General features: G+C 43.4%; 15 protein-coding genes. All 15 read right to left on the bottom strand.

What is annotated here, in order from left to right; all coding sequences use genetic code 11:
• Nucleotides 1–134: 134 nt before the first annotated feature.
• Nucleotides 135–746, bottom strand: coding sequence for a dTDP-4-dehydrorhamnose 3,5-epimerase (rfbC, locus tag AB5213_RS08745; protein ID WP_055156550.1), 612 nt, complete (start codon nucleotides 744–746; stop codon nucleotides 135–137).
• Between the two features lie 16 nt (nucleotides 747–762).
• Nucleotides 763–1,704, bottom strand: a complete 942-nt coding sequence (rfbD, locus tag AB5213_RS08740) for a dTDP-4-dehydrorhamnose reductase (RefSeq protein WP_055246630.1) — start codon at nucleotides 1,702–1,704, stop codon at nucleotides 763–765.
• 22 nt (nucleotides 1,705–1,726) lie between these two features.
• Complete coding sequence (gene rfbB / locus AB5213_RS08735) at nucleotides 1,727–2,746, bottom strand: dTDP-glucose 4,6-dehydratase (protein WP_055156571.1); 1,020 nt, start codon at nucleotides 2,744–2,746, stop codon at nucleotides 1,727–1,729.
• Between the two features lie 19 nt (nucleotides 2,747–2,765).
• Nucleotides 2,766–3,662: a glucose-1-phosphate thymidylyltransferase RfbA gene (rfbA, locus tag AB5213_RS08730; protein WP_055156554.1), complete on the bottom strand. Its 897-nt coding sequence runs from the start codon at nucleotides 3,660–3,662 to the stop codon at nucleotides 2,766–2,768.
• A 247-nt stretch (nucleotides 3,663–3,909) separates the two neighbouring features.
• Nucleotides 3,910–5,091: a methyltransferase domain-containing protein gene (locus AB5213_RS08725; RefSeq protein ID WP_368276603.1), complete on the bottom strand. Its 1,182-nt coding sequence runs from the start codon at nucleotides 5,089–5,091 to the stop codon at nucleotides 3,910–3,912.
• A gap of 7 nt (nucleotides 5,092–5,098) precedes the next feature.
• A complete protein-coding gene (locus tag AB5213_RS08720; protein ID WP_022220312.1) occupies nucleotides 5,099–5,362 on the bottom strand; it encodes an HPr family phosphocarrier protein in 264 nt (87 codons plus the stop codon).
• Nucleotides 5,352–6,551 (bottom strand): YbbR-like domain-containing protein, encoded by a 1,200-nt coding sequence (locus tag AB5213_RS08715; RefSeq protein WP_172676574.1) that lies wholly within the window; start codon nucleotides 6,549–6,551, stop codon nucleotides 5,352–5,354. Before AB5213_RS08715 ends, AB5213_RS08720 begins: the two co-directional genes overlap by 11 nt.
• 58 nt (nucleotides 6,552–6,609) lie before the next feature.
• Nucleotides 6,610–7,497: a diadenylate cyclase CdaA gene (gene cdaA, locus AB5213_RS08710; protein ID WP_368276602.1), complete on the bottom strand. Its 888-nt coding sequence runs from the start codon at nucleotides 7,495–7,497 to the stop codon at nucleotides 6,610–6,612.
• A gap of 55 nt (nucleotides 7,498–7,552) precedes the next feature.
• Nucleotides 7,553–8,719 carry a hypothetical protein gene (locus tag AB5213_RS08705; protein ID WP_173685498.1) on the bottom strand — a complete coding sequence of 389 codons (1,167 nt, stop codon included), beginning with the start codon at nucleotides 8,717–8,719 and terminating at the stop codon, nucleotides 7,553–7,555.
• Nucleotides 8,719–9,114 (bottom strand): hypothetical protein, encoded by a 396-nt coding sequence (locus AB5213_RS08700; protein ID WP_117836238.1) that lies wholly within the window; start codon nucleotides 9,112–9,114, stop codon nucleotides 8,719–8,721. Before AB5213_RS08700 ends, AB5213_RS08705 begins: the two co-directional genes overlap by 1 nt.
• 54 nt (nucleotides 9,115–9,168) lie before the next feature.
• On the bottom strand, nucleotides 9,169–9,909 hold the full coding sequence (locus tag AB5213_RS08695) for a ComF family protein (protein ID WP_022220307.1): 741 nt from the start codon (nucleotides 9,907–9,909) through the stop codon (nucleotides 9,169–9,171).
• 38 nt (nucleotides 9,910–9,947) lie between these two features.
• Complete coding sequence (locus AB5213_RS08690; RefSeq protein WP_368276601.1) at nucleotides 9,948–12,170, bottom strand: ATP-dependent RecD-like DNA helicase; 2,223 nt, start codon at nucleotides 12,168–12,170, stop codon at nucleotides 9,948–9,950.
• Between the two features lie 61 nt (nucleotides 12,171–12,231).
• The gene (locus AB5213_RS08685; protein ID WP_055157310.1) at nucleotides 12,232–13,221 is read right to left on the bottom strand and encodes a rod shape-determining protein; all 990 of its coding nucleotides are present in this window, start codon (nucleotides 13,219–13,221) and stop codon (nucleotides 12,232–12,234) included.
• A 97-nt stretch (nucleotides 13,222–13,318) separates the two neighbouring features.
• The gene (gene uvrA / locus AB5213_RS08680) at nucleotides 13,319–16,159 is read right to left on the bottom strand and encodes an excinuclease ABC subunit UvrA (RefSeq protein ID WP_008374560.1); all 2,841 of its coding nucleotides are present in this window, start codon (nucleotides 16,157–16,159) and stop codon (nucleotides 13,319–13,321) included.
• A 27-nt stretch (nucleotides 16,160–16,186) separates the two neighbouring features.
• Nucleotides 16,187–18,172: an excinuclease ABC subunit UvrB gene (gene uvrB, locus AB5213_RS08675; protein ID WP_368276600.1), complete on the bottom strand. Its 1,986-nt coding sequence runs from the start codon at nucleotides 18,170–18,172 to the stop codon at nucleotides 16,187–16,189.
• Nucleotides 18,173–18,304: the final 132 nt, after the last annotated feature.

The following is an 18,304-nucleotide window of genomic DNA, read 5'->3' as shown; positions in this document are numbered from 1 at the left end:
ATAGCAAAATTTTAACATTTACCTCTGATTATAACACATACAAGGTTCAATTAAAACATTTTTCCTTTTTTTTAAGATTTTTCTCATAAAATGAAAATCCCCGGCACAACTCGTGCCGAGGATAAGTATTCCTGTTATTCAAATCGGAAGGTATCTTTCAAACCTTTCCATAATACATCTTTTTCACTTAAATTCAGTTTGGTTCCATCTGTCAATGCATAACCTTCGCCGCTTGCTGTACCATGATATTCTCCCGTCAGCTCCGGCCATTCGATGCCGATTTCCGGATCATTCCATGCAAGTCCGCCTTCATCTCCCGGATGATAAAAATCTGTACACTTGTAGCAGAATTCTGCCAGGTCAGATAACACCAGGAATCCGTGAGCGAATCCTTCCGGAATATAGAACTGTTTTTTATTTTCTTCTGTCAGTTCTACTCCAAACCATTTCCCATAGGTTTCGGATCCGCTTCTCAAGTCCACAGCGACATCAAAAACGCTTCCTTTTACAACACGGACCAGTTTTCCCTGAGGAAACTGTTTCTGAAAATGCAGACCTCTGAGTACTCCTTTGGTAGAAGAAGACTGATTATCCTGTACAAAGGTCATTGTAAGTCCTGCTTCTTCCATATCTTTCTGATTGTATGTCTCCATAAAATATCCGCGCGCATCACCGTGTACGGTTGGTTCGATCACGCAAAGTCCTTCGATTCCACCCGCATTTTTTTCTACTTTAATCTGTCCCATTTTTTCCGCTCCTTACCTAGAACTCAATTTCTTTCAAATATCTCTTCAAAGCATCCTGCCATGTCGGGAGAGGTACAAAACCATTTTCCACCAGCTTCTTCTTATCTAATCTGCTGTTGAACGGTCGTTTTGCCTTGGAAACTCCGTATTCTTCCGTTGTAACCGGAAGCACTTTCACAGCATCCTCGGCATATTCTGTTCTTCCCATCTCTACGGCCTGTCGGAATATTTCCTTAGTAAAATCATACCAGCTGATATAGCCGCCTTCGTTTGTCACATGATAATAACCATATTTGTCGGTTTCGATCATATCCACCAGCAAACGTGCCAGATCATAGGTATATGTCGGGGTACCGATCTGGTCATTTACAACCTTCAGCGTATCATGAGTCTTCGCTACATTCAGCATCGTTTTAATAAAGTTCTTTCCATTTACTCCAAATACCCATGCAATACGAACGATAAAGTAGCGTTCAAGATTGCTGCTGACCGCCTGCTCACCTTCCAGCTTTGTCTGTCCGTAAACATTCAGGGGCTTATAAGCAGTGCAATCCGGCTGCCATGGTTCTGTTCCCTGTCCGTCAAATACATAGTCTGTGGAAATGTAAACCATCTTGCAGTCAAGCTTTTTGCAAACCTTTGCAATATTTTCTGTCCCTCCGGCATTGATAGCACGAACCTTTCCCATCTTATCCTCATCTTCTGCAAGATCTACCGCAGTCCATGCAGCACAGTGGATCACAACATCCGGTCTGCATTCTGTGAGAACTTTTTCTACTGCTTCTTTATCTGTAATATCTAAAGGAACATATGGCATTGTGGTAACAGCACTTCCGTCCTGCACTCCCGCATATTCCGGTGCAAGATCAGAACCGATGCCCTCATAGCCTCTTTTTTTCAATTCATTCATGACATCATGGCCAAGCTGACCTGCCACACCTGTTACAAATACTTTCATTCGACTATCGCTCCTACTATTCTTATCTGTTGCCATACATTTTTTCATAGTAATTCTGATATTCGCCGGAAATGATTGTCTCCCACCATTCCTTGTTATCTAAGTACCACTGAATGGTCTTTTTGATTCCATCTTCAAATTTGGTTTCCGGAAGCCATCCAAGTTCATTGTGGATCTTAGTCGGATCGATGGCGTAACGCATATCATGTCCTTTACGGTCGGTTACATGTGTGATCAGACTTTCCGGTTTTCCAAGTTCTTTACAGATGATCTTTACGATATCGATATTCTTCATTTCATTATGTCCGCCGACATTGTACACTTCTCCGACACGTCCTTTATGAATAATAAGGTCGATGGCACGGCAATGATCCTCAACATATAACCAGTCACGTACATTTAAGCCTTCTCCATAAACCGGAAGCGGCTTATCAGCTAATGCATTGGCGATCATCAACGGAATCAGTTTTTCCGGGAAATGATATGGGCCATAGTTGTTGGAGCAACGGCTGATGGTTACAGGAAGTCCATAGGTTCTGTGATAAGCAAGAACCAGAAGGTCTGCTCCTGCCTTGGAACTGCTGTACGGAGAGCTTGTGTGGATCGGTGTTTCTTCTGTAAAGAAAAGGTCCGGTCTGTCCAGCGGAAGATCACCATATACTTCATCTGTACTTACCTGATGATATCTCTGGATTCCATATTTACGGCAGGCGTCCATCATAACAGCAGTTCCTTTGATATTAGTATCAAGGAATACTTCCGGGTTCTCAATAGAACGGTCTACATGGGATTCTGCTGCGAAGTTTACAACCATATCCGGATGTTCTTCTTCAAACAATTGATAGATTGCCTCTCTGTCGCAGATATCAATCTTACAGAAACGGAAGTTCGGATTATCCATGACCGGTGCCAAAGTAGATAAGTTTCCTGCATATGTCAGCTTATCTACGCATACAATTCGATAGTCAGGATATTTTTCCAGCATATGAAATACAAAGTTACTTCCTATAAATCCGGCTCCTCCGGTTACAATTATCGTCATTCTTATTTCCTCATCTTTCTTAATACAAATGTTCCTGATATTTTCCATCTAATACATCTTTCAGGTACTGTCCATACTGATTTTTCTTTAAAACTTCATAAACTTCAAGAACTTCTTCCTTTGAAATCCATCCGTTCAGATATGCGATTTCCTCGAGACACGCAATTTTTCTATGCTGATGCTGCTCTACTGTCTTTACAAAATTCGTTGCATCTACCAGTGATTCATGGGTTCCTGTGTCAAGCCAGGTAAATCCCTGTCCAAGAAGTTCCACATTCAAGCTGTTATCTTCCAGATAAATGCGGTTCAGATCTGTGATTTCCAGTTCTCCTCTTGCACTTGGTTTTAAGTTCTTTGCGTATTCAACAACACGGTTATCGTAAAAATAAAGACCTGTTACACAATAATTACTCTTTGGATGTTCCGGCTTCTCTTCAATAGAGACAGCTTTTCCATTCTTATCAAACTCTACAATTCCAAAACGTTCCGGATCATCTACATAATATCCGAAAACGGTTGCCCCTTTTCCTGTTTCTGCATTTTCTACTGCGGCTTTTAATCTCTTCTTCAAGCCATGTCCGGCAAAAATATTATCTCCTAAAACCATTGCCACCGGCTCATCACCAATAAAGTCTGCTCCTATGATAAATGCCTGTGCCAGTCCATCCGGACTTGGCTGTACAGCATACTGAAGATTTACGCCAAACTGGTGTCCATCTCCTAACAGATCCTGAAATCTCGGTGTATCTGCAGGTGTCGAAATAATCAGAATATCTCTGATCCCCGCATTCATAAGCACTGACATTGGATAATAAATCATTGGTTTGTCATAAATCGGAAGTAGCTGTTTCGATGTTACCATAGTTAATGGATAAAGTCTTGTTCCTGATCCACCTGCAAGAATGATTCCTTTCATCTAAAATTCTCCTCTCTGTACACGATCTTGTCTGTATGCAGCAATTTAGTTCTATTATTTACAATTACTATTATAAAAGATGACGTTACGTTACCTTCAAGTATTTTTTTATGATATCCTTAAAGACTCTAGATTAAAGCATATACTTTTTTGGAGATCCTGATTTCAGAAGTCTAGCCTCTTGACCGGATTTATCCTAATATTATTTATCCTGTTCTCAAGATAGAGGCAGACATTTTTGCACTGTTTATTTCCTGCAGACAAAAATGCCTGCTTCTTTTGTCACATCGTATCCTTTGCCAGCTTTTTGTTTTACATAATCTCTGAACTCCTGGTATCTGCTCAAGATGTATTGATTCTGATTGCCATGGCAGGAAAGGATATATGCGATCAACGGTTCTGCATCCTGAATTTCCAGCTTATCTTTATATTCCTGCCACGAAATTTCATGAAAATATGGTCTCAAGATTTCTTTTCCGTTTTCTTTCCCAAATTTCTCATACAGATTGTCAGCTGACAGTACAATCCGATTGTCAAATCCTTTTGCCAGCTCACTTACTTCTTTCATATGTTTTTTTCCATAGGTACTGCATATGAATCTTCCGAATTTCTTTAATACTCTTGCCACTTCCCTGCAGGTCTGACTCAGATCTTCACAATAAAACAGCATATGATTGGCAATCACCAGATCAAAGGTTTCTGCCATAAAGGGAATCTTTTCTGCATCTAGGATTTCAAATTCAAATCTCTTATCCTTTTGACCGATGTTTCTTCTGGCATCTCTTAACATACCCTCGGACAGGTCAGAAAGTGTTATGCTGATGCTGTCTGGTATTTTCTGTATATTCTCTTTCCAGAGCATTCCGTTTCCACAACCGATTTCTAAAACCTTCAGTCCATTTTTCAATTCAAGATTTCGATAGATCCAGGGGAACCATCCCTCTTTATTTACCGAATATAATCGGTGCAGGCGGATTCGGGAAGCAATATTGGTGGCATTTTGATACTGCTTCTTTACCGCATTTTCCATTCCTGTAAGATGAATCAGTTCCAGCATTTTGTTCCAGTTTACCGTATGATACTCTCTGATCTCACCGGAAGTATCTTCAATTGCCTTTTCAACCAGCTGCAATTGTTCGATCTTATCACGAACCAGTTTTAATTGTACTTCCAGCGAATCTGACAAAAAATGATAATCCATATCTCCGATAGTCATATTTTTGATATCATTCAACGAAAAACCCAAAAACTTCAGCAGAAGTATCTGCTGAAGTCTTGTGAAATCCTCATCTGTATAAAAACGAGCTCCTGATTCATTTACAAAAGACGGTTTTAATATATCATGGCTGTCATAATATCTGATGGTACGCACGGTGACATGTGCCATACGGGCAAATTCTCCCGATGAATAAAATCCCTCTTTTTTCATTTATCTCTTACTCTCCAATCCCACTTTCCACTAATTCTACCATAGCGTCAAGTGCCTTGCTCTCATCTTTCCCCTCGCACACGATCTCAATGGTATCACCGGACTTGATGCATGCCCCCAACACGCTTAGCACACTTTTCGCATTACCTTCCGATTCGCGATATCGGAAAGTGATCTTACTTTCATATTCCAGTGCCATCTTGCAGAAAAGTCCTGCCGGTCTCAAATGCAATCCCGTCGGATTTTTGATCGTTACCTTTTTACTGATCATTTTCTCCTCCACTGCTCTTTGTCAATGTGATCTGTACATTGATCGTATCTTCAAGTTCAATTCCGTCAGGAAGTGTAACCTGGATCGGAACATTATAGGTTCCCGCTGTCTTGCAATCGTTCAGATTGATTGACACACTTCCTTTTTCAAGAGTAAAATCATCCAGATCCTCTTTAGAACCACGCACAACAATTTCCAGATCGCCCTGTTCTGCATATGACACCTTGTAATCCTTTGGTGCATTCAGCAGCGCAATGGAATTGTATGGGAATTCAACTGTCTTAGTTCCGAATTTCTCTACCTGGATCTTTATAACGATCGGTACGCCTCCTGCGCTGTCCTGGTCTGTCTTTGCCCAGTACGGAAGATAATTGGCGATATCTACTGTCTTCTCTATTGTCTGGTCCAGACCATCTTCTGCCAGCTCTTCTGCCGGAATTTCAATAGAATCTACCGTTTCCAGCTGCTCCTCTGTGCCTACGATCTGAATGCTTTCCGGCTGGATACTGATTCCGCTGAAATGATATCCGCTCGCAGTACCGATCAGTGAAGTATCAAATTCTACCGGAATACTCTTTGTCTGAAGCATGGTGATTTTTACCTTCAGTCCTTCGTCTCCCAGGTTATTCTCAATCTGTGTCGAATCTACGATCTTTCCATTGTTATCATAAAGAATCAGCTCTGCTTCTTTTTCCTCATCTTTAGACTGTCCTGAAACATCGACAAGTGCTACCACCTTGTCGATTGAATCGATTACTGATTCTGGTCCGCTGATCTTAATCTTCTCCGGATTTGCTTTCAGCTCACCCACCTGATATCCGTCTCTCGGTGTTCCCGAACTGGTTGCAGTGATCGGGAAAGTCTCTGATTTTCCAAGTTCAATGCTTACTCGCAGATTGATCGGATTGGCAGTCGCCTCAAACCTTCCTGCATAAGAAGGGATCGATATATCGATCGGGATCAGGGATCTGGTTCTGACATCCAGATTCTTCATATCCGCTGTTGCTCTGATATCATCAGTTTTAATTTTATTTAAAATAGAACGTTTTGCCTTTACTGTTACGGATATCGTCCTGCTGTCATCCAGAATCTGATATGTATTGCCCGGATTTGTTACGATTTCCGGATGTGTCACTGTCACCTGGATTCCGGAAAATGTCCGTTCGTCCACCGGATCTTCAATATTCATAACAATTATCCATAAAAGGACAGAGAATACAAATGCCAACAACTTAAGACCCCAGTTTTTAGTCAACGCCCTTTTCATGCGATCTCCATCCTTTCCATATTTTTTTCAAACGTCCGATCTCCACACTCTTCTTACTGATAGATTCCAGACGTTTTTTCAGATATTCCGGTGTAACATTGTGCACAAGCTGTCCTCCCATCGCTACAGATACATACCCGGTCTCTTCTGATACGGTGACGATCAGAGCATCACTCACCTCACTCATTCCGACTGCTGCACGATGTCTGGTCCCCAGCTCCTTACTGATTCCCATATTGTCTGACAATGGAAGATAGCAGGTCGCTGATACGATCCTGTCTCCACGGACAATGATTGCACCATCATGAAGTGGTGTGTTGTGTTCAAAAATATTGATCAATACCTGCGGTGATACAATACAGTCCAGCGCAATTCCGGTGCTCTCGTATTCTGTCAGCATGATTGCCTGCTCTACGACGATAAGTGCTCCTGTCTTCACTGCTCCCATCGCAAAGGATGCTTCTACGATTCCATCGATCGTTTTCTGGCTGAAACGTACATTATCTTTTCCTCTTTTATCCAGTGCCACCATATTGGGAACAAATTGTTTTTCCCCCAGTTTTTCCAATGCTCTTCTGAGCTCAGGCTGGAAAATGATCACGACTGCGGTTGCCATGACCGGAAGTGAATTCTGTGCAATCCACAAAATCGTATACATTTTAAAAACTGCAGCCACCAGAATAAACAATGCAACAACCAGAATCCCCCTCAGCAGCATCCAGGCTTTTGTATTCTTTATCCAGAGAATAATCTGATAGAATAAAAATGTAATAATCAGTATCTCAACAGCATCTACTACCCGGATCTGCGGGAAGTACCACGATTCTGATACAAATTCTTTTAAAACCTGTGTTAATACTGTGTTCAACAGTGTACCCCCTTTTTCTATCCGTTATTTATACCCCTGTTTTTATAATATTTCCCTATTTGTTATCGCTATTCAGTTCATTTTCCACAATGCTCTGAATATCCAGTTCTTCCTTCAGGCTCTGTGCAAGAAGGATTTCATCTGTATTGCCCCCAACTCTTGTCGGTCGCTGAACTGCCGGACTCTTTGGCCGTTTTACCTTAGAAACCGTTTTTGTTTTGCGTACTGCCGGTTTTTCCGTCTGCCCACTCTTCGACCTCTGTCTTCTCTCCGGCTCTGTTCCCGCAATCTCACCTGTTTCTTTCCGCTCATTGATATGTTTGACCGTCTTCTCCGGAGCTGTCACCGAAATCTTAGGGATGGCTTTTACATAATAGTAATATTCATCATCCTCAAACTGAAGACGTTCTGTTCTGGAATAATCCACCGAGAACAGGAAAAATTCCATGATAAAACCAATCACGACTGCTGCAATATTTCCAATGATCAGCATATTATAAGAGGTATGTATATCGAATACAATATCTCCGATCACAATTACAACAATATTCACAACCGCACCGGATGCTGCTGCGATTTTCCACGCATGATCTACCGAAAGCCGGCGCACTGTATACACCACAAAAATAGAGATAATAAATGCGATCACAGTGATCCACAGAGTCTTATCCTGGAATACCGTCTTCACAAACAGCGAAATCTGCCTGGTAATTCCATCCGCACTGGTGATCGCTGTTGCCGAAGTTCTCACACATTCGATCATATAGTAAATGATCGTTCCAAATACAACCGGTACTGCTGAAATCGGTCCAAGTACAAGCGCACAGGCAACCGGCACCACATACGGAACATGAAGCATAAATGCTACCGGTGTGACCAGCAGAAGAAGTGCCTTTTTCGGAGTAAATCTGCAGTAAAAGATAAACATTACCACAAAGATCAGTGCCGCTGCCGCTGCCACTCCTATAGACAGTTTGAACAGATGCACAATTACAAGTCCTGCCGCCACATACGCCGTTACAACCGGTGGAAGAAAGGTGCAGATCACTGCCAGTGCCACCGCTACAACCGGTGTCGCCACCGCTTTCATCAGTCCAATATTCTGGTTGATCATAAGAAATGTAACCAGTGCCAGAACAAACTGCACAGCTTTATCAATATAGATTGATTTCATCGCGTATAATTCCTGTAATTTATCTCTCCATACTATCAGATCATTCATTATCGTTTCTCCCTTTCATACATTCTGTTCAGTCTTGTAAGATCGTGATTGAATTGTTTCACACGCTTTCTTGCTTTTTCATGTTTGGTTCCGTAAAAATGGGAAGCAACGATTCCATAAAAAATAACAAGTACCAGATATCCAATTATCACAGCTGCCGCAAGCATCACAAGAAACTGCATATTCAGATTTTTCATCAGTTCATCCAGAAAAGCAATAACTCCGATTCCCACTGCAACAGCATAGCCGACCGTGACCCATATGATCGTAGCAATGGTGTGAAAGCTCCGGTAATCTTTCTTATAATAAGAACTGATCTTAAAATCTTCCTCTCCCTGTTTGCTTTCGTACATCGCCATCCTTGTCATCAGCTTAACTTTGCTTTCATTTAACATTTTGTCACCTCATACGTTTTATTCGTATATGCATTACTTTCAGTATAACAAATATCAGATTCCTTGTCCAATACTTACCGTCAAAAAGTATACATTTTCGGCTCCTGCCTTTTTAAGCACTCTCGCCGCCTCGTCTAAGGTACTTCCTGTCGTATAAATGTCGTCGATCAAAACGATATTTTCTCCTTTTACATTTTTCTGCACTGCAAATGCTCCCCTGATATTTCGTTTTCTCCCTTTATCGCCCAGCTCTTTCTGAGGACTAGTCGCCTTAATTCTCTTAACAGCACCTGCATCCATAGCAATTCCGGTATTTTCTGATAATACCTTTGCTACAATTTCTGCCTGATTAAATCCCCGCTTTCTTTTTCGCCGGGAATGCAGCGGAACCGGCACGATCAAGGTGATCTTTCTTTCCCATAGATAAGGAAGAAAATGCTCTGCCATTTCTTTTCCGAACGTTTGTCCGTAAATCCTCCGGTTCTGATATTTCATTGCATAAACTGCATTTTCCACTGCATCTTTATGCACCCAGAGACTTCTGCCATCAACAAAAAGATGCTTCTGCCTGGTACAGTCATAGCAATATTCTTCAGCCGGATCTGTCAAAGGCTTTCCACAGCACATGCATCTTACTTCACCAATATAAGGAAGTTTTTCACGGCACGCCTTGCAGATTCCATTGTGTTCCGTAGAATGTTTCTTTCCTGCACTTACAATTTCTCCACAAAACGGACATTTTGAGGGATAAATTAGTTCCAGAATTGTTTCTTTGACCTTTTTTAAGTTTTCCATCCACTTTTCGGATTTGATTTTCTACATTTTCTGTGTAACTATCCGTAGAACTCCCGGATCCGTTCTGCCAGACTGGTATTCCGGTTGTGTTCATTGGTATTCCGGATCATCTCCTGGAAGGTCTGGTCATTTCCGACAATTGTCACACATTTTCTGGCTCTTGTGATTGCCGTGTAAAGAAGATTCCTGTGAAACAGCTGTCTCGGTCCGCTCAGAAGAGGGATGACAACCGCCGGATATTCGCTTCCCTGCGACTTGTGAATGGTGATCGCATAGGCAAGCTCCAGTTCTTCCAGCAATTCAAACGGATACTTTACTTTTCTCTTTTCATCGTATTCAACTTCCAGTGTTTCAGTATATGTATTGATCTCGGTGACAATTCCCATATCGCCATTAAAAATCCCCATCCCTTTATCCACCGTCAGTCCATACTTGGTTGTGATCTCCCATTCAAGCTGATAGTTATTCTTGATCTGCATCACCTTGTCGCCCACGCGGAATTTGTGATCGCCATATTCTTTTTCCGCTTTTCCCGGCTCCGGTGGATTCAAATACTCCTGCAAAATACTGTTCAGCCTTTCCACTCCCAGCAGTCCTTTCCGCATCGGTGTGAGTACCTGGATATCATATGGTTTTGCATTGACATATTTGGGAAGCTTCTTCTGGATCAGTGTCAGCAGAACACTGATGATCACATTCGGATCCTGTCTTTTCAAGAAGAAGAAATCCCGGCTTTTATTATCCAAAAGAACCGGTTCTCCCCGGTTGATCTTATGTGCATTTACCACAATATCACTCTCCTGTGCCTGTCGGAAAATCCGGGTCAGCATGACAACCGGAAAACATTCCGATGCGATGAGATCCTTCAAAATACTTCCCGGGCCTACTGATGGAAGCTGGTTACAGTCCCCTACCAGGATCAGCCTTGTCCCCGGTACAATTGCGGTAAGAAGTGCATTCATCAGAGGCAGGTCTACCATAGACATCTCATCGATGATGATCACGTCGGTTTCCAGTGGATTATCTGCATTTCTTGCAAATCCGTTCCGGTTCGGGTTCTCATCCTCCTCCGGATTACCGTTCACCTCCAGAAGCCGGTGGATCGTCTGCGCTTCCCATCCGGTTGCCTCTGTCATTCTTTTTGCGGCACGCCCGGTTGGTGCTGCCAGCATAATTTCCATATTCTCACTGTGAAAATATTCGATCATAGCATTGATCGTCGTCGTTTTTCCGGTTCCAGGACCTCCTGTGAGAATCATAATTCCATTCCGCACAGCCGCCATGACCGCATTTTCCTGCTTCTCGTCAAGCTGCATTTCGGCTTCTTTTTCAATCTGATGGATCTTTTTTTCGATCACTACATTGGCTTCTTCATATTCAAGATTCAGATCATGCAGCATTTTCGCGGTATTGAGTTCCAGATAATAGAAGTGGGACACGTATACCCGCAGACCTTCTTCAGATTCTTTGAGTACGATTTTCTTTTCCATCGACAGATCCATCAGGTATTTCTCAATATCCTTAATCTCCACTTCCAGAAGTGCAGATGCCCGACGAAGCAACACGTCCTTTGTCAGATAGACATGCCCTTCGGCAACACTCTGCTGTAAGGTATAAAAAATACCACTCCGGATACGGAAATCCGAGTCTGAATGAATGCCGATCTTCGTTGCGATTTCATCAGCGATCTTAAATCCGATCCCCTGAATCTGATCTGCAAGCTGGTATGGATTTCCTTCCAGTACCTGATAGGTCTTCGGACCGTAAAACTGATAAATCTTTGCTGCAAGTGTCGTCGAAATCCCAAATTTCTGAAGATAGATCATTGCCTTCCGCATATCTTTTTTCTCTTCTACCTGTACAGCGATCTCTCTTGCCATACGTTCGCTGATCCCACGCACCTCCGCAAGTCTTTCTGGTTCTTCTTCGATGATCCGGAAGGTGTCTTCCCTGAATTTTTTCACAATCCTGCCGGCAAGAGATGCACCAACCCCTTTGATCGCCCCTGATCCCAGATAGCGTTCAATCGAAAGCAGATCTTCCGGTGCTTTGATCTCATAATTCAGCACTCGGAGCTGTGTTCCATATACACTGTGAACCACATATTCTCCGTTCACCTCAACCAGCTCTCCCTCTGATAAATAGTTAAAGTTTCCGACACAGGTCAGATCGCCATCATCATTATTCAAATTAAATACGGTATATCCATTGTCTTCATTGCGAAATACAATGTGTTCTACGTAACCTTTTACTGTTTCCATACTTTTTTCCTTTTTAAAAAGGCTGTCTCTCTACAGAAACAGCCTTCTCATGTGCTTATCACTAGAAATCTTTTTTTCCGTTCATAAACTCCACATACTGACCGGTACCGATTGCAACAACCTTCATCGGGTCTTCCGCTGTCATCGTATTGATGCCTGTCCTTTCTTCGATCAGTTCTTCCAGCCCGCGAAGCAGCGCACCTCCACCTGTCAGTACAATTCCACGATCCAGAATATCCGCGGAAAGTTCCGGCGGTGTTCTCTCCAGAACCCCAATGACCGCTTCGACGATCTGACTTGTAGTCTCATGCAGTGCTTCTTCGGTCTCAGAAGCCGTTACCGTAACCGTCTTTGGCAATCCTGTTACCAGATTTCGTCCCCTTACTTCCATTGATTCATCTTCTACAAGAGGATATGTCGTTCCGATCTTGATCTTGATGTCTTCTGCTGTCCTGTCTCCGATCAGCAGATTGTGCTTTTTCCGGACATAACGGACGATTGCTTCATCAAAATCATCACCTGCAACTTTTAATGATGTATTCACAACAGTTCCTCCAAGGGAAATCACCGCAATGTCGGATGTACCACCACCGATATCCACGATCATGTTGCCGCATGGTTTTGAAATATCTATTCCGGCTCCGATTGCCGCCGCAACCGGTTCCTCAATCAAATGTACTTCCCGCGCACCGGCTGCAAAAGCAGCCTCTTCTACTGCCTTTTTTTCAACCTCTGTAACACCGCTTGGCACACAGATACTGATATTCGGCTTCTTAAATGTACGCTTTCCCAGTGCTTTCTGAACAAAATATTTGATCATTTTTTCTGTGACAATGTAATCGGAAATAACGCCCTGTCTGAGAGGTCTTACCGCAACAATGTTCCCCGGTGTCCTTCCAAGCATCAGCCTTGCTTCTTCACCGATTGCTTTTATCATATTGGTATCTCTGTCAAAGGCAACGACTGAAGGTTCTTTCAGTACAACTCCCTTTCCTTTCACATAAACGAGGATACTTGCTGTTCCTAAATCAATTCCTAAATCTATTGACATCACGATTCCCCTTTCACATACTCACCTTATTATAATCAAATCTTTAATAAATAGGAAGTCTTTTTTTTCAAGTTCAGGATTTTTTAAGATTTCTGTATCATTTTCTGTCCAGCATCATTTTGATGTATTTTCCTGTATATGAATTCGGGTTTTCTGCCACTTCTTCCGGTGTACCGCACGCAACAACTGTGCCCCCCTTGTCACCGCCTTCCGGTCCGATATCGATAATATAATCTGCTGTCTTGATCACATCCAGATTATGTTCGATCACGATAACCGTATTGCCATCTGCCGCGAGTCTGCGCAGGATTTCCGTCAACTTGTGCACATCTGCAAAATGAAGTCCGGTTGTCGGTTCATCCAGAATGTACACTGTCTTCCCAGTGCTTCTCCGGCTCAGTTCAGTTGCAAGCTTGATCCGCTGTGCTTCACCGCCGGAAAGGGTTGTAGACGGCTGGCCAAGACGAATATAAGAAAGTCCTACATCGTAAAGTGTCTCCATTTTTCTACGGATACTCGGTACATTTTCAAAGAAATGAAGCGCCTCTTCTACCGTCATATTCAGAACATCATAAATGCTTTTTCCTTTATATTTTACCTCCAGTGTCTCACGGTTGTAGCGCTTTCCGCCGCATACCTCACACGGCACATATACATCCGGAAGGAAATGCATCTCAATCTTGATGATTCCATCTCCGCTACACGCTTCACAGCGTCCGCCCTTGACGTTAAAGCTGAATCTTCCTTTTTTATAGCCTTTCGCCTTCGCATCCGCGGTTGCCGCAAACAGATCCCGAATCAGGTCGAATACTCCGGTATATGTCGCCGGATTGGATCTTGGCGTCCTTCCGATTGGAGACTGGTCAATGTCGATCACTTTGTCCAGCATTTCCAGTCCTTCAATCCGCTTATACTTTCCAGGAATCACACGGGCACGGTTTAGCTTTTTCGCCATACTCTTGTAAAGGATTTCATTCACCAATGAACTCTTACCGGAACCTGATACGCCGGTTACACAGGTCATCACGCCAAGTGGGAACTTCACGTCAATATTTTTCAGGTTATTCTCTGCTGCACCTACAACTTTGATCCAGCCGGTCGGAACTGCGCGGGTTTCCGGAACCGGGATCTTGATCTTTCCGCTTAAATATGCACCTGTGATCGACCGTTCTACTTTCATGATCTCCTGTGCCGTTCCCTGGGCAACCAGTTCTCCACCGTGTTCTCCGGCTCCCGGTCCGATATCGATTACCTGGTCTGCCGCAAACATGGTATCTTCATCATGCTCAACCACGATCAGTGTATTTCCAAGATCACGGAGATGCTTGAGTGTTGCGAGAAGTTTGTCATTATCTCTCTGGTGCAGACCGATACTTGGCTCATCCAGAATATAAGCCACACCCACAAGACCGGAACCGATCTGCGTCGCAAGCCGGATTCTCTGTGCTTCTCCACCGGAAAGAGTTCCTGTTGCACGGGCAAGTGTCAGATATTCCAGACCCACATCCAAAAGAAACTGCAGGCGCGCTTTGATCTCTTTTAATATCTGTCCGCCGATCATCTGCTGCGTCTTTGACAGTTCCAGACTGCTGATAAACCGCTGAAGCCGTTCAATCGACATTGCTGTTACTTCTGAAATATTTTTATCTCCGACCGTTACCGCAAGTGCGCCCTTTTTCAGTCGCTGTCCGCCACATTCTCGGCAAGGTGTGATCTGCATAAAACTCTCATATTCTGCTTTCATAGTCTCCGATCCCGTTTCACGGTATCTTCGCTCCACATTCCGGATCAGTCCGTCAAATGCAACGTCATAGATTCCTTCCCCGCGTTGTCCTTTATAATAGACCTTGACTTCTTTTCCATTAGTCCCACGAAGTAAAACATCCTGGATTTCTTTCGGATACTGTTCAAACGGCGTATCCAGGTCAAAATGATATTCCTTGCAGAGTGCTTCCAGAATCGCATGAGTAAAACTGCTCTTATCGGTACAAGACTGCCATCCTGTCACCACGATTGCTCCTTCATTGATGCTGAGTGATTTGTCCGGAATCATCAGGTCTTCATCAAACTCCATTTTATATCCGAGTCCGAAACATACCGGGCAGGCACCAAATGGATTGTTAAATGAAAAGCTTCTCGGCTCGATCTCATCAATACTGATTCCGCAGTCTGGGCAGGCAAAATTCTGGCTGAAATTCAGCGGTTCCCCTCCGATCACATCCACAACCAGAAGCCCCTCCGCAAGACTTAATACACTTTCTATGGAATCTGCAAGTCTTTTTTCAATCCCCGGTCTGACAACCAGACGGTCTACAACAATCTCAATATTATGTTTTATATTCTTGTCCAATGAGATTTCTTCGGAAAGCTCATACATATTTCCGTCAATCCTTACACGGACATAACCGCTTTTCTTTGCTCTGTCCAGAAGCTTGACATGGGTTCCTTTTCTCCCCCGCACAACCGGTGCCATCAGCTGGATCTTTGTTCCTTCCGGAAGTGCCATGATCTGATCGGTCATCTCATCTGCCGTCTGCTTCTTGATCTCTCTTCCACACTTCGGACAATGCGGAATCCCGATTCTTGCATACAGCAGTCGAAAATAATCGTAAATCTCCGTCACGGTTCCGACTGTGGATCTCGGATTGCGGTTCGTAGACTTCTGGTCGATGGAAATCGCCGGTGAAAGCCCTTCAATACTTTCTACATTCGGCTTCTCCATCTGCCCAAGGAACTGTCTTGCGTAAGAAGACAGAGATTCCATATATCGTCTTTGTCCCTCTGCATAAATTGTATCAAATGCAAGGGATGATTTGCCGGAACCACTGAGACCGGTCAGTACTACCAGTTTGTTCCTCGGAATATCTACATCAAGATTCTTCAGATTGTGCTCGTTCGCACCTCTGATCTTTATCAGTTCTTTCTTTTCTTCAGCCATCTGTTCTTCCTCTTCTATCTCTTCGCTTTACTCCGTCTCATTCAAATGCTTTTTCAGCTCGATCAGCTTATCACGCAGCTCTGCTGCCGCCTCGAAATTCAGCTCTGCTGCCGCTTTCTTCATCTGCTTTTCCAGCTTCTTGATCAGCTTCTCCAGCTCTGCCGCACTCATGGATTCCGGATCTTTTTCCAGCTTCATCTCTTCTGCTGCAACCTTCTTTGAAATACTGATCAGATCACGCACCGACTTCTTGATCGTCTGTGGCGTGATTCCATGTTCTTCATTGTATTTCATCTGAATCTCACGACGGCGCATCGTCTCATCAATCGCCATCCGCATCGAATCCGTCATGTTATCCGCATACATGATAACATGCCCTTCTGCATTTCTCGCCGCACGGCCAATGGTCTGGATCAATGAAGTTTCCGAACGCAGAAAACCTTCTTTGTCCGCATCCAGAATCGCTACCAGTGTGATCTCCGGAATATCCAGACCTTCTCGAAGCAGGTTAATTCCAACCAGTACATCAAATACATCCAAACGCATATCCCGGATGATCTCTGTCCTTTCCAGAGTATCAATATCCGAATGTAAATATTTCACACGAATGCCAAGCTCCCGCATATAATCGGTCAGATCTTCCGCCATACGCTTTGTCAGCGTTGTGATCAGTACCTTATTCTTCTTCGCTGTTTCTTTATTTACCTCACTGATCAGATCATCAATCTGTCCTTCGATCGGACGCACTTCTACTTCCGGATCCAGAAGACCTGTCGGTCGGATTACCTGCTCTGCCCGCAGCAGTTCATGAGACTCCTCGTACTCTCCCGGTGTCGCTGATACAAACAGTACCTGGTCAATCTTACTTTCAAATTCCCCAAAGCTGAGCGGTCTGTTATCCTTTGCCGATGGCAGACGGAATCCATAATCTACCAGTGTTGTCTTTCTCGACTGATCGCCGTGATACATGGCTCCAATCTGTGGAATCGTCTTATGCGACTCGTCGATCATGATCAGAAAATCATCCGGAAAATAGTCAATCAATGTACATGGCGGCTCTCCTGCTTTCTGCCCGGTCAGATGCCTCGAATAGTTTTCAATTCCGGAACAAAATCCTGTCTCTCGCATCATTTCTATATCAAAATTCGTTCTCTCAGAAATACGCTGTGCTTCCAGAAGCTTATCTTCCCCTTTAAAATAACGAATCTGCTGCTCCAGTTCTTCTTCAATCTCCCCGATGGCACGCTCCATATTCTCCTTGGACACTACATAATGAGATGCCGGGAAAATTGCCACATGCCCGATCACATTCAACACTTCACCGGTCAATGTATCAATCTCTGTTATTCTGTCTATCTCATCACCGAAAAATTCAACTCTGTATGCAATTTTTTCCGAATACGCCGGGAAAATCTCAACCACATCTCCTCGCACCCGGAACGTTCCACGCTTGAAATCCATATCATTGCGGTCATACTGGATCTCAACCAACTTCTTCAGAACTTCATCCCTGTCTTTGATCATGCCCGGTCTAAGTGAAATCACCATCTCCTTGTAATCAATCGGCGAACCCAGTCCGTAAATGCAGGACACACTTGCCACAATAATGACATCATTCCGCTCAGAAAGCGCTGCTGTCGCAGAGTGGCGGAGCTTGTCGATCTCATCGTTGATGGCAGAGTCCTTGGCAATGTAAGTGTCGGATGACGGAACATAAGCTTCCGGCTGGTAGTAGTCGTAGTAGGAGACAAAATATTCCACTGCGTTATTCGGAAAGAACTCTTTGAATTCCCCATACAGCTGCGCTGCCAGTGTTTTATTGTGTGCAATAATTAATGTCGGTTTGTTCATCTGTTGAATAACATTCGCCATGGTAAATGTCTTACCAGATCCAGTAACGCCAAGCAACGTCTGACACTGGTTTCCTTCTTTGAAACCTTCGACCAGCTCTTTAATTGCCTGCGGCTGGTCTCCGGTTGGTTTATATTCTGATACTAATTCAAAATGATCCATATGATTTCTCCTGATTGAATCTAATTTATTTTGGAATGTAGTAATATTATTTCTAGTATTGTTACTTGTCTAGTATATCATTCAATATAAAAAAAGTACAGAGCAAAACCGAATGTTTGTTCTGTACTTTTT

The sequence above is a fragment of the Coprococcus sp. RTP21204st1_G4_RTP21204_210225 genome, from assembly GCF_040915385.1.
GTDB lineage: Bacteria > Bacillota > Clostridia > Lachnospirales > Lachnospiraceae > Allocoprococcus > Allocoprococcus comes.
Note: the sequence above shows the minus strand (reverse complement) of the source record. Positions and strands in the feature narration are given on the sequence as shown.

Coding starts and splice junctions, on each gene's coding strand:
- rfbC (WP_055156550.1), bottom strand. CDS start 746: ATGGGACAGATTAAAGTAGAAAAAAATGCGGGTGGAATCGAAGGACTT.
- rfbD (WP_055246630.1), bottom strand. CDS start 1,704: ATGAAAGTATTTGTAACAGGTGTGGCAGGTCAGCTTGGCCATGATGTC.
- rfbB (WP_055156571.1), bottom strand. CDS start 2,746: ATGACGATAATTGTAACCGGAGGAGCCGGATTTATAGGAAGTAACTTT.
- rfbA (WP_055156554.1), bottom strand. CDS start 3,662: ATGAAAGGAATCATTCTTGCAGGTGGATCAGGAACAAGACTTTATCCA.
- AB5213_RS08725 (WP_368276603.1), bottom strand. CDS start 5,091: ATGAAAAAAGAGGGATTTTATTCATCGGGAGAATTTGCCCGTATGGCA.
- AB5213_RS08720 (WP_022220312.1), bottom strand. CDS start 5,362: ATGATCAGTAAAAAGGTAACGATCAAAAATCCGACGGGATTGCATTTG.
- AB5213_RS08715 (WP_172676574.1), bottom strand. CDS start 6,551: ATGAATATTGAAGATCCGGTGGACGAACGGACATTTTCCGGAATCCAG.
- AB5213_RS08705 (WP_173685498.1), bottom strand. CDS start 8,719: ATGAATGATCTGATAGTATGGAGAGATAAATTACAGGAATTATACGCG.
- AB5213_RS08700 (WP_117836238.1), bottom strand. CDS start 9,114: ATGTTAAATGAAAGCAAAGTTAAGCTGATGACAAGGATGGCGATGTAC.
- AB5213_RS08695 (WP_022220307.1), bottom strand. CDS start 9,909: ATGGAAAACTTAAAAAAGGTCAAAGAAACAATTCTGGAACTAATTTAT.
- AB5213_RS08690 (WP_368276601.1), bottom strand. CDS start 12,170: ATGGAAACAGTAAAAGGTTACGTAGAACACATTGTATTTCGCAATGAA.
- AB5213_RS08685 (WP_055157310.1), bottom strand. CDS start 13,221: ATGTCAATAGATTTAGGAATTGATTTAGGAACAGCAAGTATCCTCGTT.
- uvrA (WP_008374560.1), bottom strand. CDS start 16,159: ATGGCTGAAGAAAAGAAAGAACTGATAAAGATCAGAGGTGCGAACGAG.
- uvrB (WP_368276600.1), bottom strand. CDS start 18,172: ATGGATCATTTTGAATTAGTATCAGAATATAAACCAACCGGAGACCAG.